Genomic DNA, 23,808 nt, shown 5'->3' with positions numbered 1-23,808 from the left:
TTAAGCAATACCGCCATTGGCGCGCAGCACCTGGCCGTTGATCCAGCCGGCGTTCTTGCTGGCCAGAAATGCAACCACGGCGGCGATGTCTTCGGGCTCGCCCAGGCGCTCCAGCGGAGGCATCTTGGCAAAGTGTTCGATCTGCGCTTCGCTCTTGCCGGCAAAGAACAGCTCGGTCGCGACCGGGCCCGGGGCCACTGCATTGACGGTGATCTGGCGGCCGCGCAGCTCTTTGGCAAACACGCGGGTAAAAGCCTCCACTGCGGCCTTGCTGCCGTTGTAGGTGGCGTAGCCGGGCATGTTCAGCGCCAGCGCGGTGGTCGAGAGGTTGATGATGCGCCCGCTGTCGTTGAGGCGCGTGGCTGCCTCGCGCAGCGTGTTGAACACGCCCTGGGTATTGATTGCAAAGGTTTTGGCAAACAGCGCGTCGCTGGTTTCGGCCAGGGGGCTGGTGGTCAGCACGCCGGCGTTGTTGACGAGCACATCAATCTTGCCCAGTTGCTGCTCGACGGCGCCGAACATGGCCTGGACCTGCTCTGCCTGCGAGATATCGGCGCGGATGGCCATCGCCTGGCCACCTTCTTGCACCAGCGTCTGGGCCAGTGCCTCGGCCTCTTGCGCGTTGCTGGCGTAGTTGATGGCGATGGCATGGCCCTCTTGGGCCAGGCGGCGGGCAATGGTGGCACCGATGCCGCGCGATGCGCCAGTGATCAGGGCGATGGATGTAGGCTTGGTCATGTCTGTTTTCCTGTCGTTGATGGAATGGCTGGATTTTTCACTATTCCATTCAAAAGATCATTGCCCTGATTTGAATTTTATAATTCGGTTTACTTTAATAATTACCGGACGCTGCAGCGTCCCTTTGGCCCATGGACCGCTTTCAGGAGATGCAGGTATTTGTGCGTGTGGCGGACCGCAGCAGCTTTGCGCAGGCGTCGGACGACTTGCAGATTCCGCGCGCCACGGTGACCAATCTGGTCCAGCGGCTGGAGGCGCGCGTGGGCTCGCGCCTGCTGGACCGCACCACGCGCCAGGTGCGTTTGACGCCCGAGGGCGAGGATTATTACCGCCGCTGCACCCGGCTGCTGGCCGATCTGCAGGAAGCGGAAAGCGCCTTTCGCCACGCGCCGCCGCAGGGCTTGCTGCGGGTCAACCTGCAGGGCACGTTGGCGCGCTACTTTGTGATGCCCCACCTGGGTGACTTTGCCAACCGCTACCCCGAGGTGCAACTGCACATGGCCGAAGACGACCGGTTGGTGGACCTGGTGCGCGAAGGGGTGGACTGCGTGCTGCGCGCTGGCAGCCTGCAAAGCTCATCGCTGATCGGGCGCCAGGTTGCGTCGCTGCGCCAAGTGACCGTGGTCAGCCGTGGCTATGCCAAGCGCCACGGCCTGCCTGCGTCGCTGGATGAACTGCCCCAGCATGCCGCCGTGGCCTATGTCTCCAGCGCCACGGGTCGGCCGGTGGCGCTGGAGTTTTGTGTGGGCAAGCAGGTGGTGGAGCGGCGCCTCAAGCCCAGCATCACCGTCAACGGCGCTGACCTGTACACCGGTGCTGCGATGGCGGGCCTGGGGATGGTGCAGGTGCCGCGCTACCGCATTGCGCAGGCGCTGGAAGAGGGCGAGCTGCTGGAGGTGCTGCCCGATCTGCCGCCGCCACCAATGCCGGTGTCGGTACTACATCCCTACAGCCGCCAGCCCTCGGCACGGGTGCGCGTGTTCATCGACTGGCTGGCAGAGCGCTTTGCGCATGTGGGTTAGCGGCCCGGCGTCCAGCGCCCGGCGGCCTGGTTGTCGCGCTCTGCCATCGCTGTGCATGGCCGCGAATCCATGCGATGATTTGTTCGATCTATAAGTTGTTTTATTAATCAAACAAACTGCTGTCGCCTACTGGGCGGGCAGATGGAGGGATAGCGATGCCAGGGTCTTCCACCTTGCACCCCCGGGTGCGCCTTTGCGCCAACGCCTGGCGCCATGCAGCGCTGGCTGCCATCGCAGGCCTGCCCTTGGCCGCTGTGGCGCAGCAGCTGCCAGCACCCGCCGAGGAGGGCGCCACCGGCGCCTGGGCTGTTCAGCTCACGCCCTATGTCTGGGCCAGTGGGGTGGGGGGTGATCTGCGGCCTTTCCGGGGCGACAGTGTGGTGTCGATGGACAAGTCGTTTTCCGACGTGATGAAGGACCTGGATGCCGCATTCTTTCTGACCGGCTATGCCCGCAAGGACCGCCTGGTGCTGCTGGGCGACATCAGCTACTCGTCCAGTTCGCGCTCGGGCAAGTTGCCGCCTAGTCTGCCGGCATCGGGCAGCTTCCGCCAGGCCTCCGCCACGTTGGCTGCGGGCTACCGTGCGGTCTTCAACGCCGATATCAACCTGGATCTGCTGGCCGGCTTGCGCGCCTGGAGCGTCAAGGCCTCGGTCGATGTGGCGGGCGGCCTGGTGCAGGCCTCGCCCGAGAAGCGCTTTGTCGACCCTGTCCTTGGCCTGCGCGCCCATATCCCCATTGCGCCGCGCTGGTCGGCTATTGCCTATGGCGATGTGGGTGGCTTTGGCCTAGGGTCGCGGGCCACGCACCAGGTCGCTGCCACCGTCAACTACCAGTGGAGCGAGCAGGCCTTTGTCTCGCTGGGCTACCGGGTGCTGACCCTGGACTACCGCCGGGGTGGCACGCGCATCGATGTGACGATGGCCGGGCCTTTGCTGGGGGCCACCTGGCGCTTTTAGGTTCCGCGCATAAAAAACCGGCACACAGCCTGGGGCGCTGTGTGCCGGTTTGCTCTTTTGCGCTGTTGCCTGCCGGGCAAGGGCTTGCTCAGGCAGGCCCGGGTCTTAGCGGTTGGACCGGGTCGCAATGCCCGCCACCACATGGGCAGGCGCTTCGGTGTAGCGCTTGAACTCCATCGTGTAGGTGGCACGGCCCTGCGTCATCGAGCGCAGCTGCGTGGCATAGCCAAACATCTCGGACAACGGAACCTCGGCCTTGATGCTCTTGCCGCCACCGGCAATGTCGTCCATGCCTTGCACCATGCCCCGGCGCGACGACAGGTCGCCCATCACGGTGCCGGCATAATCTTCCGGCGTTTCCACTTCGACCGCCATCATCGGCTCCAGGATGACCGGGTTGGCCTTCTTCATGCCTTCCTTGAAGCCGAAGATGGCCGCCATCTTGAAGGCCTGCTCGGACGAGTCCACATCGTGGTACGAACCAAAGGTCAGGCGCACGCGCACATCCACCACCGGGTAGCCGGCCAGCACGCCGGTCGTCAGTGCCTCGCGCACCCCCTTCTCCACAGCGGGGATGTACTCGCGTGGCACCACACCGCCCTTGATCTCGTCGACAAACGCAAAGCCTTCGCCGGACTCCATTGGCTCCAGGGTGAAGACCACATGGCCATACTGGCCCTTGCCGCCGGACTGGCGCACAAACTTGCCGTCCACATCCTTGACCGTATTGCGGATGGTTTCGCGGTAGGCCACCTGGGGCTTGCCCACATTGGCTTCCACGTTGAACTCCCGCTTCATCCGGTCCACGATGATCTCCAGATGCAGCTCGCCCATGCCGGCAATGATGGTCTGGCCCGATTCCTCATCGGTGCGCACGCGGAAAGAGGGGTCCTCAGCGGCCAGGCGCGACAGGGCGATACCCATCTTTTCCTGGTCGGCCTTGGTCTTGGGCTCGATCGCTTGCGCAATGACGGGCTCAGGGAAGGACATGCGCTCCAGGATGATCGGCGCGCTCGGGTCGCTCAGGGTCTCGCCGGTCGTCACCTCTTTGAGGCCCACACAGGCGGCAATGTCGCCGGCGCGGATCTCATCGATTTCCTGGCGCTCATTGGCATGCATCTGCACGATGCGGCCAATGCGCTCCTTGCGGCCTCGGATCGGGTTGTAGACCAGGTCGCCCTTGCTGAGCACGCCCGAGTAGACGCGCACAAAAGTCAGCTGGCCCACAAATGGGTCGGTCATCAGCTTGAAGGCGAGGGCAGAGAACTTCTCGCCATCGTCGGCGCGGCGCGTCAGCACCGTGCTGTCGTTCTCGTCTTCACTGTGGCCAGTCACCGCAGGCACATCCAGCGGCGACGGCATGAGCTCGACCACGGCGTCCAGCAAGCGCTGCACACCCTTGTTCTTGAAGGCCGAGCCACACAGCATGGGCTGGATCTCGGTCGCAATCGTGCGCAGGCGCAAGCCGGCAATGATGTCGGCCTCGGGCAGGTCACCGTCGTTCAGGTACTTGTCGGTCAGCGCTTCGCTGGCTTCGGCCGCAGCTTCCACCATCTTGGTACGCCATTCCTGCGCAGAGGCCTGCAGCTCGGCGGGGATGTCCCGGTACTCGAACTTCATGCCCTGCGAGGCCTCGTCCCAGATGATGGCCTTCATCTTGATCAGGTCGATCACGCCGGAGAACTCGGCCTCGGCGCCAATCGGAATCACGATGGGCACAGGGTTGGCCTTCAAGCGGTCCACCATCATCTGGCGCACGCGGAAGAAGTCCGCACCAATGCGGTCCATCTTGTTGACAAAGGCCAGGCGTGGCACCTTGTACTTGTTGGCCTGGCGCCAGACGGTTTCGGACTGCGGCTGCACGCCGCCCACCGAGTCATAGACCATCACGGCGCCGTCGAGCACGCGCATGGAGCGCTCGACCTCGATCGTGAAGTCCACGTGACCGGGGGTGTCGATGATGTTGATGCGGTGCGCCGGGAAGTTGCGTTCCATGCCCGACCAGAAGGCCGTTGTCGCTGCCGAGGTGATCGTGATGCCGCGCTCTTGCTCCTGGGCCATCCAGTCCATCGTGGCGGCGCCATCATGCACCTCGCCCAGCTTGTGGCTCACCCCGGTATAGAACAGGATGCGCTCGGTCGTCGTGGTTTTTCCGGCATCGATGTGCGCAGAGATGCCGATGTTGCGATAGCGTTCTATGGGGGTATGGCGGGCCATGTTGACCTCCTTGGGTCGGTATATCAGCTGGATTCAGCTGCATGTTACAGCCCTGTGCGCTCCCACTTTGCGACATCCGGTGCCTTCAGGACAGCACCGGCACAGGGCCAGAAAAGAGCGATATTAATAGTACGAAGACAATCGTACTGTCGTCATGGGTATTGGCGGTTTGGTGACAATAGCGCCCATCGGGCTGTCAGCCCTGCTGACCCAGGCAGAATGACGGCCTTTTACCCGGCCCGACGGGTCGATCGATGCGCGCCACTGTGGCGCCTGGACTCCGATGATTCCTCACCACCCTGAATCTGCGCAGATTCATCTGGAAAATGTGCTCACCGCGCTGGGCAACCCCACCCGGCTGGCAGTGGTGCGCGTGCTGGCCGATGGCCAGGAGCGCAGCTGCACGGCGCTGCTGCGCGACCAGACCAAGTCCACGATGACGCACCACTGGCGCGTGCTGCGCAGCAGCGGCGTGATCTGGCAGCGCCCTGCGGGGCGCGAAAACCTGTTGTCGCTGCGGCGCGAAGACCTCGATGCACGCTTTCCCGGCCTGCTCGACGCGATACTGTCGGCCACGCGCAGCGATGCGCTGACCGATGCCAGCACGGCCTGGAGTGAGCGCAGCTGAGCCATTGCCCATACGAGCCCGGTTTTTAGATTTTGGGATGGATGGAGAAGCGCAGCATGCAAGACGCCAAGGCGCTGGTACTTTTTTCGGGTGGACAGGATTCCACCGTCTGCCTGGCTTGGGCATTGAGCCGTTATGCCCATGTGGAAACGATTGGCTTCGACTACGGCCAGAACCACCGGGTGGAGCTGGAATGCCGCAGCACGGTGCTGGCTCACTTGCGCGCGCAGTTCCCGCACTGGGCGGCAAAGCTGGGGGATGACCACCTGCTGAACATCGATGTGCTCGGCCAGATCAGCGATACGGCGCTGACCACGGATGCCGCACTGGCCTACCAGGCCGATGGCCTGCCCAATACCTTTGTGCCGGCGCGCAACCTGGTCTTTTTGACCCTGGCCTCTGCGGTGGCCTACCGCCGCCAGTGCACGGTGCTGGTGGGCGGCATGTGCGAGACCGATTTCTCCGGTTACCCCGACTGCCGCGACAACACGATGAAAGCCATGCAGGTGGCGCTGAGCCTGGGCCTGGGCCGGCAGCTGGTGGTGGAGACGCCGCTGATGTGGATCGACAAGGCCGCGACCTGGCAGCTGGCGCAGGACCTGGGCGGCGACGCGCTGACCGCGCTGGTGCAGGAAGACACCCACACCTGCTACAAGGGCGACCGCAGCGAGCGCCATGACTGGGGCTATGGCTGTGGCGAATGCCCGGCCTGTGCGTTGCGCGCCCAGGGTTTCGCCCGGTGGAAGCAGGGCGCCTAGGTCCTCCATGCCGCCCTAGCGCGGCGCCACCAGCGGCGCCTTGCGGTTGGCCATCGCCCGCTCGAACAGCGCCATGAAGCGGGGCGCCACCTTGGCGATGTGGTAGGCCTTGCCGGTCTCCAGCGCCGCCTGGGCATAGCGCTGGCGCCGGGCTGGGTCGTTGCGCAGCTGCCGTATCGCGTCGATCCAGTCGTCGTCGTTGTCGGGCAGCAAGAGGCCGTTGACGTTGTGGGCAATCAGCTCGGGCGCAAAGCCCCAGTTGGAGCCAATCACACAGCCGCCGCGTGCCAGGATCTCCATCAGGCCCCAGTTGGCCACGCCATAGCGCAGCGGGTAGAGGAAGAGATCGACCTCGGCCAGCAGCGCCGAGAACTGCCCATAGGGCAGGTGGCCGGGGAACTCGATCACATCCGCCGCAGGGTAGACCTTGAGCAGATGGTCGCGAAAACTCTCCACCTTGCCGCCGTAGCGCCGCTCCACCCATTGCTGCTCATAGCCGTAGGTGGAGGCCTTGGCATCGCCGATGGCGATGAAGCGGGTGTTCTGGCCATCGCCTTCGCGCACCATGCGGTCCACCAGCCGGATATAGGTCTCCAAGCCCTTGGCACTGGACAGATCCCGCGCCGAGAAGGCGATCGTGAAAGGCTTGTCGGCACGGCCTGCCCCATCTGCTGCTTCGCTGGCCGCGCCCCAATTGCGCAGCGGCGGCTGGATGTCAAAGCCTTCGAACTGCACCGCAATGCGGTCCTGCAGCAGCGCGGGGAACATCGAGCGCGCATAGGCGCTGGGCACGATGGTCAGGTCGCTGCACAGCACCTGGTGAAAGCTCAGCATCTCGGTGTTGCGGTCGCCCAGGCGCTGCGCCTGGTCGGGCGGGTAGGCGGCATCCCAGCCATGGGCCAGGTAGCTGGGAAACTCGATGTAGCTGATGATGGCGGCGTCCAGCTCGCCATACAGCCAGTTGGGCGCGCCCCACAGCGAATGGGCGACCACCACATCGATCTTGCGGCCTTGCGCGGCCTCAAAGTCTTCCAGCGCCTTGAGCACGCCCCGGCAGATGCGCGCCGAGCGCTCGACCTTGTCCGAGTAGTAGTAGCTCTGGGGGCCGACGATCAGTCCATCGGGCTGGAAGGACAGCAGGTGGTCGCAGTGCTTGTCATGGTTGGCCTTGTGGCCGGGTGTGGTCATGAACCACGCATCGGCCAGGCCCTGGGCCCGCAGGTAGCTGCACAGCAGGCTGTACTGGCTCGGGTACACCGCGCCTACAAAAACGATCAGGGGTTTGTCTGTCATGGTCGGCCAAGGCTGGGTTTGCAGGGTCACAGGGGCAGGTTATCGTTGGCTTGCGCGGCGGCTGGTGCCAGCGGCACCAGCGGTTCACCGTCCGAGATCTGGTACTTGCGCATCTTCTCCCACAGCACCTTGCGGCTGATACCCAGTTGCTGCGCGGTGTGCTGGCGCCGCCAGTCGTTGGCATGCAAGGCCTCGATGATGCGGTTGCGCTCCTCCAGGTCCCAGTTGCTGCGGTCGGCCAGCAGCGGTTCGGCGGCATGGGGCTCCAGCGGAAAGGTGGTGGCCGACAGGCTCTGGGCCTGCAGCAGCAGCCGCTCGGTGGCGCCACCGGCATGCCAGTCCTGGGTCTGGCGGGCGGCCACGCCAACGCGCTCGGCCAGGTTGCGCAGTTCGCGCACATTGCCGGGGAAATACATTTGCGCAATCGCGTCGAGGATGAACATCGGCGGCCCACCCAGGCGTTCCATCATCTCCTCGCCCACCACCTTGCGCAGGATGCTGTTGAAGATGGCCAGCTTGTCGGCCTCGCCACGCTCTTCCAGGCTGGGCATCTGCAGCTCGATCACCGCCAGGCGAAAGAACAGATCCGCCCGGAAGCGCCCGGCATGCACCAGCTCGCGCAGCGATTTGTTGGTGGCCGCCACCAGGCGAAAATCCAGCGCCACCGGCGACGTGGCGCCCAGCCGGGTCACCGTGCGCTCTTCGAGCACGCGCAGCAGCTTGACTTGCTGGTACAGCGGCAGATCGGCGATTTCGTCGAGAAACAGGGTGCCGCCATTGGCCTGCTCGAAAAATCCCTTGTGCGCCGTCACTGCACCGGTGAACGAGCCCTTCGCATGTCCAAAGAACAGCGACTCGAACAGGCCATCGGGGATGGCGCCGCAGTTGACGACGACAAAGGGCCCCTGGCCGTAGTGCGTATTGCGCTCATGCAGGCGCTCGGCAATGCGCTCCTTGCCGGTACCCGTCTCGCCAAAGATCAGCACGCTGTGCTCGCAGTCGGCAAAGGTGTCCACATCGCGCAGCAGCGCCAGCATGCATTCGGCCTCGGCGATGATGTCGTCGCCACGGGGCTGCTTGTGCCTGGTGCTTTGCAGCCGCCGCACAATGCGCACCAGCATCGCCCGCAGTTCCGCGCCGGTAAAGTCAAAGGGCAGCACATGGGAGTACTCGGTGGCATAGGTGCCCGGTCCTTCGCCACGCGGTTTGGCGCTGACCCACAGCACCGGCATGCCGCCAAAGTTGCCCTCGATCCCCTGGCGCGTAAATCGCGCTCCTTCCAGCACCGACACACTGACCACGGCAATGGCGTTGCCGCCCTGTGCCACCACGGGCGACAGGGTCAGGCCATCGGCGCGCACCACGTCCACATCCAAGTTGACCATGCAGCGCTCCACCCGTTCTGCAATGTCCGCTTGGCCTTCCCAGACGTAGATGACCAAATCGTTCTGATTCACGTTCTATTCCCTCGGTTCTTCATGTCGCTGCGCTCACTCCTGTCCTCATTGCACGATCTGGGCGGTGTCGCACTGAATGCCCAGCAAATCCACACTGGCGCGGCCCAGCTCGATGCCCAGGCCCTGCAGCAGCAGGTCCAGTGCGCCGCCGATGGTGTTGAGCAGCGGGGCGAGCAACGCAGTGACCACCGTGACGACCACGTTGAGCAGCGCATTGAGGCCGCCCAGCAAACCCCCCAGCAGCCCGCCCAGCAGTCCCCCCAGCACACCGTAGTACTCGGCGTTCTGAATGTCTCCAACCAAGCCTGGCACCTGCTTCAATAGGTTGCTGACCGTGGTGCCCAGCCGCAATCCGTTGGGACCACTGGATCGTTCGACATCCACCTGCATGCCGACCAGGCATTCGTCCACATTGCTGTTGTTGTAGGGGCAGGCCTGGGCATTGGGCGCCGAGGAGTAGGTGGCGCCTTGCAGCACGGACGTGGACAGCTTGCTTTGGACGCGCAGCCCGCCCAGCAGGTTGAGCAGGTTCAGGTCCACGAGCTCGGTCTTTTGGCACACGCCGTTGGCATCGAGCTGGCCAATGCAGACATCGCCAATCGCCGAGCGCACGGAGATATTGGCGCGCCGGTCATTGCGCGCGGGCGTGCACTGGATGGCTTCGAGGGTGCCGGTGCTGCGCACCAGATCCACCTGAATGGGGATGTGCACCCGAATGCCCAGCAGATTGCCCAGCAGCGCCGTCAGCAGGCCGGGGGTGCTGACATTCTTCTGCTCGCCGATATTGACGGTCAAACGCACCTGGGCACTGCGGGCCTTGGTCTGGCCATTGGCGGGGCCGATGGCGTTGCGCGGTGGTTCCACCACGGTCAGGTTGGCATCCAGAATGCCCGGCAGCCCCAGGCCCAGCGCCACGCTGTTGCTGCCATTGGCAGCGAGCAGGTGGGTGCGCACCAGGTCACCCAGGCCGATGGCGGCATCGAGCCCAGCGCCGATGGGCGAGGCCGCGCCGCCCGCAGAGATGATCGCCAGCAAGCCCTTGTCTCCCCCCAGTGGCAGCTTGACGTTCGCGATCTGGAAGGCGGCCAGGTAGGTGCGAAGATCGACCAGGGCAGCGATATCCACCCCGGCATTGAGCAGGCTGTCGCTGCCGGCCTGGATCGCGGCGTCTATCAGGTCGATCACCGAGGCATTGACGTTGGCCAGGTCATTGGGGGTGAGCAGCGCCAGGTCATTGACACCAATGGGCAGCCCCAGCACCTTGAGCAGGCCCGAGGGCGTGATCTTGGCATTGGCGATGCCGTCCTTGTCGAGCACGGTGAGGCGCTGTATATCCAGCCCCACCAGCGCGGTGATGCGCCCGAGCAGGCCATTGTTGTTGAAGCGCAGCAGCTGCGATCCGATCGAGAACGCGGCCACCGGTTCGCTGTCCTTGGCTGCGGTGGCAGCGGCGGCCACCACCCGGGAGCCGATAAAAGGCACCAGCTGCAGCACCTCGCCTTGGAGCTGCACGCGCACGGCATTCATCGGGCTGCTGTTGAGGCCAAAGCGCAGCGCATCGGCCTTGCTGCTGTCCCAGTGGCCGCAGTCAATAGTGCGCTGTTCGTTGTTCAGCGACAGGCGCATTTGGGTGGTCACGCTTTGGTTGGCCGCTGTCCGGCCCAGCCCGCAGGTCGCAGAGTTGCCGTAGGTGATGGCGTTGACGGCTTCGAGCGCGGCCACATCGGCGATACGCTGCAGATCCCGCTTGGCGTAGTACATATAGCCGATCTGCACGGTGCCCAGCAAGGTGACCAGCACGGCAGCGAGCAGCGCAAACTGCACCAGCACGGCGCCGCGCTGGGCCGCAGGTATGGGGCGTCGTAGGGAAGGGGCGCTATAGGCGGACATGGTGCTGATCCTCCTCACAGCAGCGATGCAAAGTGCACCACGCTTTTTTCATAGAGCTGCCGTGGTTCGGTGACCCAGGCGCTTTGCGTGCCGAACAGTGGCGCGAGCTGGTAGCGCAGCTCAAACGTGGCACTGCCGGTGCCTGTGCTCGGGCAGGCCGCTTGCCATTGGATGGCGCCCACCGTCAATTGGTCTGCCACCGTGCCCGGTATGTCACTGCGCTCCAGGCTGGAGCGCACCGATTGCGCCACCCGCAGCTGGATGGTGGCGCGGTTGGCCGCTGCCTGCGTGGGATGGCAGGGGTCGCTGACCCCCGCTGCCAGCACGCCCAGAATGGCGCGTGCGCCATCGCCCGCTGCCCGGGTGAGCGACTGCTGCGCCTGGAAAGCGCGCCAGTACACCGTCACGCCCAGCAGCATGACGACCATGAACACGGCAATCAGCGCGAACTCGATGGCCGCAACGCCGCGCTGGCGCCGCGGCTGCGCGCTGGTGTGCAGATACAGGCGGAGCTGCTTCATAGCATCCTCCTGTCCACCAACAGGCTCGCCTGGGCCTGCAGGCTGGCGGGCAGCAACAGGCCGAAACCGGGGATGGCCGGCGCAATGGCGCCCTGGCGGTAGTTGGCGATGCGGTAGCTGACCAGCACCAGGCAGGGGGTCTCGATATTGCAGTCCAGCGCCGGGTTCAACGCCGTGTCCTGGTTGCAGGCGGTGTCTGCCAGGTGGCAGAGCGTGAAGTTGATATCGCTCTCGGCCGGGCGCAGTTCGGCCGGCAACCAGTTGAGCGCGTTGGCCGTGGTGCGGCGCGCCTGCAGGCTGCGGAAGGCCCAGGTGGGCGGGTTGCTGCCAATGATCGTTGAGCTGGGGTAGCGCAGCGCTGCGCGGGCGCCTTCTTCGACCGCGTACTGCATCGACTGGCGCACCAGAAAGGTCAGCCCGTAGCAGACGATGCCGTAGAGCAGTGCAAAGAACACCGGGAAGATGATGGCCCACTCGAGCGCATACACCCCGCGTTGCTGGCGCGAGTGCCTGCAGCGGTGCATGGATGGGGTGGGGTGCGGGCGCATCGCGGGCTCCTGGACGGCGGGGACTTACTTTTTCACATCCAGGCCGGTCTCAAAGCGCTCGGGGATCTTGGTCTCGAAGCTCTTCAAATAGCGCTGGTAGCTGCGGCTGGCCTGCTCGCCATCAATGGGGCGAGGGTGTACGCCCGGTGATGCCGTCTGCATGGCCAGCAGGCGCTCGGTGGCATTGCCGATGACGATGGGGCGGCTGCGCCAGATGACCGGGTTCTCCAGCGACGGGTTGCTGTTCTCCGTGGCCAGTGGAATATAGGGCTGCGTGGCGGGCGAGGCGCGCTCGGGAATCTCCACCACCGGCGCTTGCCGTGTCATCTCCAGGCTGGGCACCTCGGCCTCGACCGATACCACAGCGCGGCTGGATTCGGCATGCAGGTCGAATGCCGAGAGGCCGGCACTAGCAGCCAGGCCGAGCATCAGCATGGAACGCCAGGTGGGGAGAGAAAGAGACTGAGACATGGGGTACTCCTGGTGGTGCTAAGGCGCAATGGGGCGTGCCGGGGATGCGGTGATGGGTTGGCTGTCGTTGCCAGCGGTCGTACTGCGCAGGGCCGTGGGCAAGGCAGGCCCAGGTCCCGCCGCTGGCACTTCGGATGGAGCTGCTGCCGGGGTTACAACAGGGGCAGCAGCCGGAACGGTCAGCGGGCTGGCTGCAAGCGTGGCACTGTCCACCATGGGCGCCGCCGCAAGCGGTGCGGGCGTTGGCAACTCGCCACCGTTGCGCCGGCGCATGGCGGTCTGCACCGTCTGCAACTGGGCTTGCAAGGTCTGCATCGAGTTCGCATCAATCAGCGCAGGCACATTCTTGGCAGCGGGCTGGCTGAGCCGCTGCAGCAGTTGCGAGGCCTGCGCCTTCTGGTCGCTGGCCATCAGGTAGAGCGCCAAGTTGAGCTGCACCCGCGCATTGCCGGGGGCCAGCTGCGCCGCTTGCAGCACCGGCAGATGGGCGGCCTCGGTCTGGCCATCCAGCATATGGGCATAGGCCAGGTCGCTCAGTACATCGGCATCGATGGGGTTGATCTGGCGTGCCATCTCCAGCTGCGCAATGGCGTTGGGGTACTGGCCCTGGCTGGCGTACAGCAGACCCAGGCCGCGCCGGGCACGTGCGACCGTGCTGCTGTCAGGATCGGCCAGCAAGGCCTGGTAGCCCTGTTCGGCCCATTTGCCTTGGCCGGTGTTGCGCAGCGCATCGGCGCGCATCAGCCGGATCTGCGGCTGGCTGCCGTACTGGCGCTCAAAGGCCTGCGTGTGTGCCAGCGACGCATACCACTGGTTGGCCTGCTGCATCTGGCGGATCAGGTTCAGATAGGTCTGCTGCGCATCGATCTGGGTCAGCTGCGCGGCCTTCTCCATTTGCTGCTGCGCCTGGGCGGCCGTGCTTTGCTCGGCAGCGCCATAGCCCTGCGGGCCCTTCGAGGCGCAGCCGCCCAGCAGCGCTGCGGCCAAGGCCAGCAGCGGTAGGGACCATGTTCGGGTGTTGCGGTAGGTCTGGCGCATGTTTATCGCCCTCCAATGGATGACAGGGAGCGGATCACCGCGGTAAACCCGGGGCCCGCGGTAATCACGATTAAGGCGGGAAGCAAGGTCAGCACCATCACACCGGTCATCTTGACGGTGATGGTGCCAATCTTTTCCTTGAAACTGGCCTGGCGCTTTTCACGCAGGCGCAGGCTGAACTCGCGCAGCGGCTCCTGCACGGCGCCGCCGTGCCGGTCCACCTGTACCAGCAGGTTGACCACGGCACTCATGTCGTCATCGGCCCCCAGCATGGCCAGGCGCTGCAGCGACTGCTCGCGTGTGCGGCCCGAACTGTAGAGCCGGTTGGCCAGGCCCAGCTCGGCGCTCAGCACCCGCAGCACGCTGCCAAACTCGGTCGCCAGAATGTGCAGGCTCTGGTCAATGCTCAGGCCCACGCCTTGCAGCAGGCGCAGCAGGTCCACAAACAGCGGCAGCTCCTCGACCACCTGCTTGCGCCGGTTATTGGCCTTGGAGCGCAGAATCCATTTGGGCAGCATCAGGCCCAGGCTGAACGCTGCAAAGCCATAGAACACGGCCTTCATACCTTGCGGTTGCAAAAGCAGAAGCACCAGCGCGGGCAGCAACAGGCAGAGCACGGTGCGGCAGCCCACAAAAATGAGACCACCTCGGCCAATGTCGATGCCCGCCTGCTCCATGAGTTTGCGGTCCTCTTGGGCGAACAGCGCCTTGGCCAGTCCTGTCTCCAGCCACGCCGGTGGTTGGAGGCGTTCGAGCACCTGCTGGGCTGCTTCTTGCTCAGTCTGAACTGCCGAGGTAACCAGCGGCTGCAGCCCCGGCATCGGGAACGGCTGTACTACCGCCGCCGCCATGGCCTCGCGCTGCTGCAGCAACTGTGCCACCCGCTGTCCGGTGCGTTCGGCGCGGTGCTGGCGCAGCAGCAGCCTGCCGGCAAGTATCAGCAGACCCAGTGCAGCGAGCGCCAGGCTGGCGATCCACAGTTGGTCGGCGTTCATAGGCACTTCCTTGCGCTGGACATGTGCGCAGACCGAGATGCGTCGTGGCGGTCTAGATGGCAAATGGATCGGAACATCTTGGGCCTTCCTTACTTCAGGCGTGCCAGCCGGTACAGCAGGAAAGAACCAAATACCTCCAGGCCGGCTGCGGCAAAAATCATCTTCTGACCGGTGCCGTCGTTCCACATGCGCATGAAGTAGCCTTGGTTGAGCAACAGGATCAAGGTGCCGACAATGATGGGTAGCAAAGCCAGCACCCAGGCGGACAGACGCACCTCGGCCGACAGCGCATGCAGTTCGCGCTCCGCCGATTGGCGGTCGCGGATATAGGCCGATACGCGTTCCAGCACCTGGTCCACCCGGCCGCCATAGCGCGTGCTCATGCGGAACACGGCGGCGAGCAGGCCAAATTCGGGCAGTTTCCAGGTGCGCTCCAGCTGCGTCATCGCCTGGCCCAGGTCGGGCGAGACGCTGAGCGAGGCATTGACATGCTGCAAGGCGCTGCCCAGCGGCTCGGGCACATTGCCGCTGGCAAACTGGAAGGCCGCGTGGGGCGAGTTGCCGATCGAGATCAGGCGCACCATATTGTCCAGAAAGCCGGGCAGCAGCGAGAGCATCTTGGCGCGGCGCTTGCTCACCCGGTGCCAGATGCCAAACCAGGTCAGCAAAGCATAGACCCCCAGCACCATCATTCCCAGCAAGGCGCCTGCTTGCAGTGCAACCACAAATGCGAGTACCAGGCCCAGCCCGGCGATCATCACCAGGCCACGCGGGCTGATGCCCCAGGCGCCATAGCCCAGGTGGTCATACAGCCACTGCCGTGCTGACGCCGAGCTGCCGGGTGCGCCCGCCAAGGCTGTGGAGGCGCGCGGATCGGCCACCATGCCAGGCACCGGTGCTGCCGCAACGCTGGCCATCAGATCGCGCTGGATATCGCGGCTGCGCTGCAGGTGGCCGGTAATCGATTGCCGCGCCTGCTGCTGGCGCGCACGGGAGAACAGCCACAGCGCCAGGGCCAGCAGCGCGCAGGCGAGGGCGGCGATGACCAGGACGGCGGGGTGGATGTTCATCGTGGCCCTCCGCTGCTGCCGGGCTGCTGCTGGGCACGCCACCAGGCCAGCAATTTGGGGGAATGGGGGGAGATGCCCATGGACACCCATTGGTCTTGCTCCTGGCCATCGGGCCCGATCTGGGCCTCGTAGCGGTAGAGTTCCTGGGTGGAGATCATGTTGTCCGTCATACCGGTCACCTCGGTCAGCGACAACAGGCGCCGGCGGCCATTGGAGAGGCGGCCGATCTGCACGATGAAGTCCACCGCATTGGCAATCTGGCGGCGCAGGCTCACTTCGCTGCCCTGAAAGCCTGCAAAGCCGGCCAGCATCTCGGCGCGGTAGAGGCATTCGCGGGGCGAGCTGGCATGGATGGTACCCATGGAGCCATCGTGGCCGGTGTTCATCGCCTGGAGCAGCTCCAGCACTTCGCCACTGCGCACTTCGCCGACGATGATGCGGTCGGGCCGCATGCGCAGGCTGTTGACCAGCAGGTCGCGGATGCTCACATGGCCCGAGCCATCAAAGCTGCCCGGGCGGCTCTCCAGCCGCACCACATGGCTGTGGTTGAGGGCCAGCTCGGCGGTGTCCTCAATGGTCACGATGCGCTCGTTGCTGGGGATAAAGCTGGCCAACGCATTGAGCAAGGAGGTCTTGCCCGAGCTGGTGCCGCCGCTCACCAGAATGTTGCAGCGGGCCTTCACCGCCATCTCCAGAATGCGGCAGATGTCTTCGCTAAAGCTCCCCAACTGCACCAGGTCCTTGGGCGTCAGCGGATCCTTGCGGAACTTGCGGATCGAGACCGTGGGGCCGTCAATGGCCAGCGGGCCGATGATCACATTGATACGGCCACCATCGGGCAGGCGGGCATCGACCATGGGGCTGGATTCATCCAGCCGCCGGCCCAGCGGCGCCAGAATGCGCCGCACGATGCGCAGCACATGCTCGTCGTCCTTGAAATGCGAGGCCTCGCGCTCGAGCATGCCGCCGCGCGAGACATAGAGATCCCGGTAACCATTGATGAGGATGTCCTCGACCCTCGGGTCTTCGAGGAGCGGCTGCAGCGGGCCCAGGCCGGTCAGTTCGCGGCTGAGCGCCTCGCCCACCTGGCGGGCCTCCTGTTCGTTGACCGGCACCGCATGCAGGCGGATAAAGCTGTCGAGTTCGAGCTTCACAAACTGCGCAATTGCCGCCTGTGACCAGCGGCCAAACTCCGCCCCCAGTTCCTCGATGCGGCTGAGCAAATGCTCGTAGGCATGGTTCTTCAGATCGGCGAGCAGCTGGGCATGCTGCAAGCTGTCGCTGGTAGCGGTGGCGGCGTTGGTGTAGTCCGGGGTGGTCATGGTCGTGTTCAGTGGCCGCGCAGGCGCTGGAGAAGGGTTTGCAAGGGGCCTGCCGCACTGCTGCGGTGGCCCGGGCGCTGTGGGTGGTGCTCGGCCAGCAGCTGATCAGCCAGCTGGGCGACGGCCTTCACATAGGGCTCGCTGCGGCGCTGCGCCTGCAGCAGCTGGCCACGGTTGACCTCCTGCATCAGCGGTCGGCGGCGCTCCGGAATGCGGCCCAGCAGTGGCAATTGCAACTGCGCCGCCATATGGGTAGCCGCCAGCTCCAGGCGGCTGTCATGGCGGTTCACAAGCAGTTCGATGCGATCGGCTGCAACGCCCATGGCCTGCAGCTGCTGCAGCAGCTCGGCCGTCCAGACCACACTGGCCACACTTTGGTCGCAAACCAGCCACACCTCGCTGGCCTGCGGCAGGACCTCGGCCATTACCGGCACCGGAGTGTCGGCGCCCAGGTCCAGCACCAGGTGCTCAAAGTACTGGCCCAGGCGCTGGACCAGCGCGTCAATCTCTCCGGGCGCTGGCAACGCGGCATGGCGGGGCATCGTCAGCAGCCGCAGGCCGCTGGGGTGGCGCGACAGCGCACTGGCCGCCATGCGCTTGTCCAGGCGGCGCTGCTGGCTGAGCGCATCGGCCAGGCTGAACTCGCCCGGGGTGTTCAGGTAGATGGCGCAGTCCCCGCCCGAGCTCCCCATGTCCAGCAACAAGGTGTGCAAGCTTTGCGCATCGGCCGCATGGCTGGCGGGCGCTGTGGCTTTGGCCCCATGGGCCGGGCTCAGGCCTTCTTGCAGTTGCCAGGCCAGGTGCGATGCGAGCAGGCTGCAGCCCAGGCCGGCGCGGGCCGAGAGCAGCGCGGTGATCGGGGCGGTGTCCGCGCGGCGGTGGTCAACGGCAGCGGGGCGTGCCAGCAACTGGCTGACCACGCGCTGGGCCGGCTCCAGCGGCGCATCCAGATCCAGAAAATCCTGTACGCCCGCGCGCAGCGCGGCCAGCAGGCATGGGGCCTCCTGCGCATGCCCGATTGCCAGGCGAGGGATATGCGGGAATGCCTGCTGCAGTTGCGCCACCAGCGCCGTAGCGGCATCGACATTGGCGCCATCAAACTGCACCAGCACGGCATGGGGCTGCAGCTGCCGCACTTGCTCGGCTACCGTGTACAGGCTTGGGGCAACATGGGGCTGGGCGCCGCCCAGCAGTCGCTGCATCCAGACCAGCGCCAGTGCGCCTTGCGGCGCGGGCGCTTGCACCAGCAGCAGTGGCACCGTGGCGGCGCTGTCGGCCGTGTGGTCGGCATGCGCGGGTACCTGTGTCAGCGAGGGAGGAACGGCGCGCAACGCGGGGCGCTCGCTGGCATCTGCCGGCGCAGGCCGTGCCTGGACGGGCCGTGGCGTCAGCAGGTCGGCCAGCGACGGGCTCTCGGGCGCGGGGCCTGCGCTGTGGGGGGCGAGAGAATCCTTGTTCATGGCATCAGTACGAAAAGCCGGGCAGGGGCGAGTCGGCATAGGGCACACCCACGGCATAGGGCGCCCACACGCGGCCAGCATTGGGCAGTTCCTGCTGGGCACCAGGCAGCAGGGCCTCCAGGTTGGTGCCCGCGGGCAAGGGCTGCACCAGACGTGGCGTGACGATGATCACCAGCTCGGTCTCTTCCTGGGAGTAATCCAGATTCTTGAAGAAGGTGCCCAGGATGGGCAGGTCACCGAGCAGCGGCACCTTTTTGACGTTGGACAGGGTCGAGCGGCTGACCAGCCCGCCAATGACAAAGCTCTCGCCGTCGGCCAGCTCGACAAAGGTGTCGGCCCGGCGGGTGCGCAGCGCGGGTACCGAGATATCGTTGATGGTCACGCCCTGGGTGTAGTCCAGATCGCTGGCCTCGGGCGCCACCTTCAGGGCGATGCGCTCATTCGACAGAATGGTCGGTGTCAGCTGCAGCTTGACGCCAAACTCCTTGTACTGGATGGAAATGCTGTTGCTGCCGCCGCTGGGAACGGGAATGGGGATTTCGCCACCCGCCAGAAAGCTCGCGGTCTGGCCGCTATGGGCCACCAAGGTGGGCTTGGCCAGCACGCGCGCCAGGCCATTGCCTTCCAGAAAGCCCAATTGCGCGGTAATGCCCCGGCCGCTGAACGCGCGGCCAAAGCCGAGCACCAGGTTCATCGCACTGGCAATGGCCGAGGTGCCGTTGTCGCCGCCGTTGCCACCACCACTGCTGCCGTTGGACGAGCCACTGCTGCTGCCATTGCTGCCAGGAGTGTAGACCCCGAACTGGAAGCCATGGTCATTGGCGCCACCGCTGTTGAGCTGCACGCCCGCACGCCGCATGGCCGATTTCTTGAACTCCACCACCTGCACATCCACCTGCACGGTATTGCTGCGCACGTCCACCTTGGACAGGTCGGCCAATGGCGTGCCTTTGGGGGCCAGGGCGGCCAGTTCCGACGCGGCACGCGCATGCTCGGGGAGGGACTGCAGGCGGCGCTCCAGCAAAAGGCGCGGGCCGCTGACCACGATGCTCCAGGTCTGCGGTTCGCCCTGCGTAGGCCAGACCATCAAGGTCGTGCTGCCAGCAGACTTGGGGGTCAGCAGCAGCTCGGCATGGCGGGTGGGGCGCTGGCCCGCTGCCTTGCCGGCGGCAGGCTTGCCGGTCTGGGGCAGTTCGCCCAGCACCTGCACATCCAGCACCGCAGGGTCGCCAATGGCGATGCGTGCAATGGCGATACCGGGTTTGAACAGCTGCTGCTGGCCTTGCACCAGTGCCAGGGGCTGCACGTTCATGGCAGCGGGGGCCACCGGCTGGGCCTGCACGGCCAAGGTGCCGGCCAACAGGGGCAGCCAGGCGGCGGATGCGAGTGCAGTGGTTCTCATAGTCGTTTCCCTCGTCTGTCTCGTTCTGGTTCCGGGCCTTGCGGGCCCGTGTGCGCCTGTGCTGGCGCGGTCAAACGGGGCTGACAACCCCGGTCGCCCTCAATAACGTACGGTCTGGGCGCTGGCGCCCTGGTAGACCTCTACCGTGCGCAGCGGTACGGACGGGGCAGCAGGTGCCGCAGGCACCTTGGCCTGCGTGACGGCGGGCGGGCGGCGCACCGGTTTGCTGTCGGCGCCCGTTGCCAGGTCCTTGAAGCGCAGGCCGGCAAAGGAGCGGTCCATGTCCTGCAATTGCTCGCCCTTGGCCAGCTTGCCCGCTACCGGCTGCAGCACGGTAGGCAGCGCGGCAAACAGCGCCGGGTCGGGCACACGGCTGTCATCAGGGTGGCGCAGCGCCAGGCTCAGCTGGCCGTATTTCTCGGCAAGGGTCAGGCGCTCCACATCCTGCAAAGGCACCGCCAGCACGGCGGTAGCTGCGTTGCGGGCCGCCTGCGCATCTTGCGTATTGCGCCGGGCCGCATTGGCGCTGCTGCCGGTCTTGGCGGCCTCTTGCTCCTCCTGCTGGCGCTGGGCCAGGGTGAGCGGTGGGTTTTCCACACTGGCTGCGCCATAGGCCAGCACACGGGTGCGCGCCAGCAGCAGCCGGGTCTGGCTGTCCACCTCCGCGGCGTCCGTCTTTCCATCCAAGGTAAAGAACACATCGACAAAATCGCCGGGCCGCACATGGTGGCCGGCGGCCATGGCCTCGCGGATGCCGACGGACACTGCGCGTTGGCCGGGTTCGACCTGCAATGCCAAACCGCTGATCAGCTGCTGTTCAAACAGCGGTGCATCGGGCACCAGAGCCATCGTGGTGGTGCGGCCCAGCAGTGCATCGGTCGTCGAGAAACTGGACGCTACCGCCACTGGCAACTGCGCAATCTTGATATCGTCGGCTACCAGGCGCTGACCTGCGGCAATGGGTTTAGCTGCTACCACGACTGCGTGGGTAGGGGCAGGTTGGCTGGCAGAGGTGCCGCTGGCCTCGGTTACGGGTGCCACGGGACGGTTGGCCGTCTGGCGGCCCAGCAGCAAGGCGCCCAGGCCCAGGGCCAAGGCCAGTACCAGCAGCAGGCCGGCAAGTATCTTGGTGAGGTTCATGGTCGGAGGCTCCTGGAGGTTGAACACGGCATATGCTTTGCTGTCGCGGCAGCGCATGCGGCCCAGCGGGCGACAGCAAAGCACATGGAAAATGGATAAGGTGTGATGGCCATATCTGCTTGCCTTTATCCGGTGATGGGACCTGCATTGCGCATCAGCAGCACGATGGCCACCAGGGCCATATAGCCTGCATAGGGGATGCTGCGTGCGGGGCCTGATGGGCGGTTGGATGCAGCGGCGTCGGTACCAGTTGTCGTAGCGGGTTGCAGCAGCGGTGCCCAACGCACAGGCAGCTTGGCCTGCAGCATGGCCCCTTGGGGACTGCGTACCAGGCTGCGCCATGCGAGTACCGCCATGCCGTGCAGGCCGGCCATCAAGCTGGCTCCGAGCCAGATCGCCAGCAGGTGCGCAGACAGACCAAACCACAGACCGGCGACCGCCGCAAACTTGACATCGCCTGCACCCATCCAGCGGATGGCATAGAGCGGCAGCAAGGCGGCAAAGGCCACCGCCATCCCCGCCAGGCCTTGCCAGGGCAACAGATCGAACGGTTGCACACCTCCGAACAGTGCTGCCAGGCCGGTCGCCAGGCCCAGCAGCACCATCCAGTTGCGCACCTTGCGGCTGCGCAGGTCCATGACGGCTATGGCGACAAGCCATAGCAGCAGGATCCAGGTGACGACAGTGTTATCCACGGCCTGTTGCTCGAGATTAAGTGCCGCTGCTTGTACCAGTGCCCGCGCCAGTTATTGCGGCGCGAATCCGTTCAAATAGGCCACCCAAGCCCTCTCCCACTTGGCCCAGTACTGTAATCAGCGCCACAGCAATCAGCCCCGCAATCAACCCATACTCAATGGCGGTCGCGCCTTCTTCATCGTTCCAGAAGTTCTTGATGATGTTGGTCATGATGCTCTCCATTTACATAGCCCAGCTGAAAAACAGTGGCAGGCGTGGGCAAGCGCCTGTCGCTGTGGAAACCCGTACCTCTTACCAGCGCAGAGCGCGTGCTGCACCGGGGCCTTGCGGCTGGCTGAGCAACTGCGTGTCCCATCGGTGGTCCAGGCGCAGCGGCAGGTGCTGTGCCGTCAAAACAGGGGGGGAGGTAGAGGGTGTGCCGGGCCGGGCAGGGGCTGCGCGGCTGCTGGCCAGGGGCGCGGGGCCAGGGCCGGCAAAGGGGCGCTGCGCAGCGGCAGGCGCGGGGGCATTCGCAGAGCGCTGGGCAAAGAGCTGGTCCAGCCAGTGCTCGGGCAAGTCGCGGGGCAGCAACTGGCCGGTGGTGCGGGTCAGGCGCAGTTCATTGATGCGCTGGTCATACATGGCGTCGGCGGCGTCCAGCATGAGGCGCTGCACATCGAGCTGGGCATCGAGCACCTGCGACAGGTTGCCCCGGCCCACTTCCAAGAGGCGGCGGTAGCCGTCAAAGGCGGCGCTGGCTTCGCGCACGGCATCGCGCAGCTGGGTTTCGCGCGCGCGGCCCGCTTGCCAGCGGCCCCAGGCCGATGAGGCAGCCTCATGCACCTGGCGGCGCACGGCCTCCTGCTGGGCCTGCTGGGCCTGCAGCTCGCTGATGGCCTTGAGGATGCGGTCGCGCAGCTCAAAGCCATTGCCAAAGTTCCAGTTCAGCTCCACGCCATAGCGGGTGCCTTCGGTGTAGAGCACGCTCTTGGGGTCGCGGGTGTGCGAGACCACCGCTGCCACCGTGGGCCAGCGCTGGGCCTTGCTGCGGTCCACCTCGGCCTGGGCGCGCGCGATCAGGTGAGCGATCTCGCGCAGCTCGGCGCTTTGGTTTTCGGCGGCCAGCAGCGCGGCTTGCTCATTGGTCGGCACCCAGAAGCTGGGCACCTGGGGCTCGGGCAGCCAGGACAGACTGGGGATGTAGTTGAAGTAACGGGTAAAGCGGGCCTGCGCATCGATGCGCTGGGCTTCGAGGGCATTTTGCTGGGCCAGGGCGCTGGCGCGGCGCGATGCGGCCTGGCGCAGGTCATTGCGGCCGACGGCACCCAACTCGGCGCGGCGCTCCTCCACCCGCGCCAGCTGGCCGATGATCTCGGCCGATTCGGCGGCAATGCGGGCCTTGGTCTGGAAGCGGTGCAGCTCCAGCAACGCAGACAATGCGTCGAGCAGCACATTCTGGCGCGTGGTGTAGAGGGCGCTGCCTTGGGCCGCTTCCATCGCCTGCGCCGATTCGATGCCGGCGCTGATGGCGCCGCCGTCGAGCAGGTTCATGCGCACCTCGGCATTCACTGCCGTGTAGGAGCTGCGGCGCCCACCCTGGGGCAGTGCCGCATTGCCGGCCGAGGTGCCGAGCTTGAACGTGGGCCAGCGTGCGCCCTCTGCGGTATGGGTGTCGTAGCCCGCCGATTCCACCGCTGCGCGCGCCTTGCGCACATCGGGGTGGTCGCTCAGCATGGCGTAGAGCGCGGCCAGCAGTTGTTGTTGGGATGCGTTGCCCGCCAGCGTGCCGGGCATCAGCTTGGGGGCCATCTGCAATGCGGCAGCCGGGCTGGAGCTGGCGGGGGAAACGGGGGCGTTTGCCGTTGGAGCAGGCCGTGCTGCAGGGGCGGTTGGCGCAGCATGGCTGGCCACCTCAGGCGCGGAAACTGGGCTTTCAAGCGCAGGCTCAGCCCTTTGCACGCGCAGCGGCATCTCCAGCACCGGCGGGGCATCGTGCAGGCTGCTGTCCTGCGCGGGCACGGTGCCATCGGAGAAGCCCTGGGCCTGCAGATCACTGCCCGCCAAGGCCATCGTGAGCGCACAGACGATTCCCCACACGGCAGAGCCCTGGGGCTCGGCACGTGCCGGGCAAGCCAGCCGGGGCTGCGCCGCCAGGTAGTGGGCCGGCTGACAGCTGGGGAGAAGGGGGGCAAAGAGGCGCATGG

Annotated in this window: 22 protein-coding genes; 4 read left to right on the top strand and 18 right to left on the bottom strand. The window is 65.7% G+C overall.

Features of this window, described 5'->3' with window-relative positions; genetic code table 11:
• Positions 1-738: an SDR family oxidoreductase gene (locus tag AB7A72_RS07185; RefSeq protein ID WP_369459462.1), complete on the bottom strand. Its 738-nt coding sequence runs from the start codon at positions 736-738 to the stop codon at positions 1-3.
• A gap of 131 nt (positions 739-869) precedes the next feature.
• Between AB7A72_RS07185 and AB7A72_RS07180 the strand changes: the two genes are divergently transcribed.
• Both AB7A72_RS07180 and AB7A72_RS07175 read left to right on the top strand, forming a co-directional pair.
• On the top strand, positions 870-1,760 hold the full coding sequence (locus AB7A72_RS07180) for a LysR substrate-binding domain-containing protein (protein ID WP_369459461.1): 891 nt from the start codon (positions 870-872) through the stop codon (positions 1,758-1,760).
• A 155-nt stretch (positions 1,761-1,915) separates the two neighbouring features.
• Positions 1,916-2,719, top strand: a complete 804-nt coding sequence (locus AB7A72_RS07175; protein ID WP_369459460.1) for a hypothetical protein — start codon at positions 1,916-1,918, stop codon at positions 2,717-2,719.
• A 105-nt stretch (positions 2,720-2,824) separates the two neighbouring features.
• Here the strand turns inward: AB7A72_RS07175 and fusA are convergent, their stop codons facing one another.
• Positions 2,825-4,936, bottom strand: a complete 2,112-nt coding sequence (gene fusA, locus AB7A72_RS07170) for an elongation factor G (RefSeq protein ID WP_230776467.1) — start codon at positions 4,934-4,936, stop codon at positions 2,825-2,827.
• 283 nt (positions 4,937-5,219) lie between these two features.
• On the opposite strand from fusA, the gene AB7A72_RS07165 reads away from it, so the two are divergent.
• Positions 5,220-5,564, top strand: coding sequence for an ArsR/SmtB family transcription factor (locus AB7A72_RS07165; RefSeq protein ID WP_369459459.1), 345 nt, complete (start codon positions 5,220-5,222; stop codon positions 5,562-5,564).
• 56 nt (positions 5,565-5,620) lie between these two features.
• A complete protein-coding gene (gene queC / locus AB7A72_RS07160) occupies positions 5,621-6,322 on the top strand; it encodes a 7-cyano-7-deazaguanine synthase QueC (protein WP_312529829.1) in 702 nt (233 codons plus the stop codon).
• A 15-nt stretch (positions 6,323-6,337) separates the two neighbouring features.
• On the opposite strand, the gene AB7A72_RS07155 is transcribed toward queC, so the two are convergent.
• From AB7A72_RS07155 to AB7A72_RS07080, 16 genes are all read right to left on the bottom strand, one after another.
• Positions 6,338-7,615 (bottom strand): glycosyltransferase, encoded by a 1,278-nt coding sequence (locus AB7A72_RS07155; protein ID WP_369459457.1) that lies wholly within the window; start codon positions 7,613-7,615, stop codon positions 6,338-6,340.
• Between the two features lie 26 nt (positions 7,616-7,641).
• A complete protein-coding gene (locus AB7A72_RS07150) occupies positions 7,642-9,072 on the bottom strand; it encodes a sigma-54 dependent transcriptional regulator (protein ID WP_312408911.1) in 1,431 nt (476 codons plus the stop codon).
• A 45-nt stretch (positions 9,073-9,117) separates the two neighbouring features.
• Positions 9,118-10,962, bottom strand: coding sequence for a TadG family pilus assembly protein (locus AB7A72_RS07145; RefSeq protein WP_369459455.1), 1,845 nt, complete (start codon positions 10,960-10,962; stop codon positions 9,118-9,120).
• A 14-nt stretch (positions 10,963-10,976) separates the two neighbouring features.
• Complete coding sequence (locus tag AB7A72_RS07140) at positions 10,977-11,483, bottom strand: TadE/TadG family type IV pilus assembly protein (protein ID WP_239811755.1); 507 nt, start codon at positions 11,481-11,483, stop codon at positions 10,977-10,979.
• Complete coding sequence (locus AB7A72_RS07135) at positions 11,480-12,031, bottom strand: TadE/TadG family type IV pilus assembly protein (protein ID WP_369459454.1); 552 nt, start codon at positions 12,029-12,031, stop codon at positions 11,480-11,482. Before AB7A72_RS07135 ends, AB7A72_RS07140 begins: the two co-directional genes overlap by 4 nt.
• A 24-nt stretch (positions 12,032-12,055) precedes the next feature.
• Entirely contained in the window at positions 12,056-12,502 is a 447-nt protein-coding gene (locus tag AB7A72_RS07130; protein ID WP_369459453.1) for a DUF3613 domain-containing protein, read from the bottom strand.
• 18 nt (positions 12,503-12,520) lie between these two features.
• On the bottom strand, positions 12,521-13,540 hold the full coding sequence (locus tag AB7A72_RS07125; RefSeq protein ID WP_369459452.1) for a tetratricopeptide repeat protein: 1,020 nt from the start codon (positions 13,538-13,540) through the stop codon (positions 12,521-12,523).
• Positions 13,541-13,542: 2 nt separating this feature from the next.
• Positions 13,543-14,535 carry a type II secretion system F family protein gene (locus AB7A72_RS07120; protein WP_369459451.1) on the bottom strand — a complete coding sequence of 331 codons (993 nt, stop codon included), beginning with the start codon at positions 14,533-14,535 and terminating at the stop codon, positions 13,543-13,545.
• Between the two features lie 89 nt (positions 14,536-14,624).
• Positions 14,625-15,605 carry a type II secretion system F family protein gene (locus AB7A72_RS07115; protein ID WP_369459450.1) on the bottom strand — a complete coding sequence of 327 codons (981 nt, stop codon included), beginning with the start codon at positions 15,603-15,605 and terminating at the stop codon, positions 14,625-14,627.
• Positions 15,602-16,927, bottom strand: a complete 1,326-nt coding sequence (locus tag AB7A72_RS07110; RefSeq protein WP_239811761.1) for a CpaF family protein — start codon at positions 16,925-16,927, stop codon at positions 15,602-15,604. The genes AB7A72_RS07115 and AB7A72_RS07110 overlap by 4 nt, the downstream gene beginning before the upstream one ends.
• An 8-nt stretch (positions 16,928-16,935) precedes the next feature.
• Positions 16,936-18,387, bottom strand: a complete 1,452-nt coding sequence (locus tag AB7A72_RS07105; protein ID WP_369459449.1) for an AAA family ATPase — start codon at positions 18,385-18,387, stop codon at positions 16,936-16,938.
• Between the two features lie 4 nt (positions 18,388-18,391).
• On the bottom strand, positions 18,392-19,789 hold the full coding sequence (locus tag AB7A72_RS07100; RefSeq protein ID WP_369459448.1) for a type II and III secretion system protein family protein: 1,398 nt from the start codon (positions 19,787-19,789) through the stop codon (positions 18,392-18,394).
• A gap of 99 nt (positions 19,790-19,888) precedes the next feature.
• Positions 19,889-20,929, bottom strand: coding sequence for a Flp pilus assembly protein CpaB (cpaB, locus tag AB7A72_RS07095; RefSeq protein WP_369459447.1), 1,041 nt, complete (start codon positions 20,927-20,929; stop codon positions 19,889-19,891).
• A gap of 125 nt (positions 20,930-21,054) precedes the next feature.
• Entirely contained in the window at positions 21,055-21,624 is a 570-nt protein-coding gene (locus AB7A72_RS07090) for an A24 family peptidase (protein ID WP_369459446.1), read from the bottom strand.
• A gap of 16 nt (positions 21,625-21,640) precedes the next feature.
• Complete coding sequence (locus tag AB7A72_RS07085) at positions 21,641-21,835, bottom strand: Flp family type IVb pilin (protein ID WP_369459445.1); 195 nt, start codon at positions 21,833-21,835, stop codon at positions 21,641-21,643.
• Positions 21,836-21,916: 81 nt separating this feature from the next.
• On the bottom strand, positions 21,917-23,806 hold the full coding sequence (locus AB7A72_RS07080; RefSeq protein WP_369459444.1) for a TolC family protein: 1,890 nt from the start codon (positions 23,804-23,806) through the stop codon (positions 21,917-21,919).
• Between the last annotated feature and the right edge of the window lie 2 nt (positions 23,807-23,808).

The organism is Comamonas sediminis (genome assembly GCF_041107495.1).
GTDB classification, from domain to species: domain Bacteria; phylum Pseudomonadota; class Gammaproteobacteria; order Burkholderiales; family Burkholderiaceae_C; genus Comamonas; species Comamonas sediminis.
This window is presented reverse-complemented; position numbering and strand designations above follow the sequence as displayed.

Excerpts from the sequence above, each read along its gene's own strand:
- AB7A72_RS07105 (WP_369459449.1), bottom strand. The coding sequence starts at position 18,387 with ATGAACAAGGATTCTCTCGCCCCCCACAGCGCAGGCCCCGCGCCCGAG.
- AB7A72_RS07080 (WP_369459444.1), bottom strand. The coding sequence starts at position 23,806 with ATGCGCCTCTTTGCCCCCCTTCTCCCCAGCTGTCAGCCGGCCCACTAC.
- AB7A72_RS07085 (WP_369459445.1), bottom strand. The coding sequence starts at position 21,835 with ATGACCAACATCATCAAGAACTTCTGGAACGATGAAGAAGGCGCGACC.
- fusA (WP_230776467.1), bottom strand. The coding sequence starts at position 4,936 with ATGGCCCGCCATACCCCCATAGAACGCTATCGCAACATCGGCATCTCT.
- AB7A72_RS07110 (WP_239811761.1), bottom strand. The coding sequence starts at position 16,927 with ATGACCACCCCGGACTACACCAACGCCGCCACCGCTACCAGCGACAGC.
- queC (WP_312529829.1), top strand. The coding sequence starts at position 5,621 with ATGCAAGACGCCAAGGCGCTGGTACTTTTTTCGGGTGGACAGGATTCC.
- AB7A72_RS07135 (WP_369459454.1), bottom strand. The coding sequence starts at position 12,031 with ATGCGCCCGCACCCCACCCCATCCATGCACCGCTGCAGGCACTCGCGC.
- AB7A72_RS07125 (WP_369459452.1), bottom strand. The coding sequence starts at position 13,540 with ATGCGCCAGACCTACCGCAACACCCGAACATGGTCCCTACCGCTGCTG.
- AB7A72_RS07130 (WP_369459453.1), bottom strand. The coding sequence starts at position 12,502 with ATGTCTCAGTCTCTTTCTCTCCCCACCTGGCGTTCCATGCTGATGCTC.
- AB7A72_RS07120 (WP_369459451.1), bottom strand. The coding sequence starts at position 14,535 with ATGAACGCCGACCAACTGTGGATCGCCAGCCTGGCGCTCGCTGCACTG.
- AB7A72_RS07100 (WP_369459448.1), bottom strand. The coding sequence starts at position 19,789 with ATGAGAACCACTGCACTCGCATCCGCCGCCTGGCTGCCCCTGTTGGCC.
- AB7A72_RS07185 (WP_369459462.1), bottom strand. The coding sequence starts at position 738 with ATGACCAAGCCTACATCCATCGCCCTGATCACTGGCGCATCGCGCGGC.
- AB7A72_RS07140 (WP_239811755.1), bottom strand. The coding sequence starts at position 11,483 with ATGAAGCAGCTCCGCCTGTATCTGCACACCAGCGCGCAGCCGCGGCGC.
- AB7A72_RS07155 (WP_369459457.1), bottom strand. The coding sequence starts at position 7,615 with ATGACAGACAAACCCCTGATCGTTTTTGTAGGCGCGGTGTACCCGAGC.
- AB7A72_RS07165 (WP_369459459.1), top strand. The coding sequence starts at position 5,220 with ATGATTCCTCACCACCCTGAATCTGCGCAGATTCATCTGGAAAATGTG.
- AB7A72_RS07115 (WP_369459450.1), bottom strand. The coding sequence starts at position 15,605 with ATGAACATCCACCCCGCCGTCCTGGTCATCGCCGCCCTCGCCTGCGCG.
- AB7A72_RS07145 (WP_369459455.1), bottom strand. The coding sequence starts at position 10,962 with ATGTCCGCCTATAGCGCCCCTTCCCTACGACGCCCCATACCTGCGGCC.
- AB7A72_RS07175 (WP_369459460.1), top strand. The coding sequence starts at position 1,916 with ATGCCAGGGTCTTCCACCTTGCACCCCCGGGTGCGCCTTTGCGCCAAC.
- AB7A72_RS07180 (WP_369459461.1), top strand. The coding sequence starts at position 870 with ATGGACCGCTTTCAGGAGATGCAGGTATTTGTGCGTGTGGCGGACCGC.
- cpaB (WP_369459447.1), bottom strand. The coding sequence starts at position 20,929 with ATGAACCTCACCAAGATACTTGCCGGCCTGCTGCTGGTACTGGCCTTG.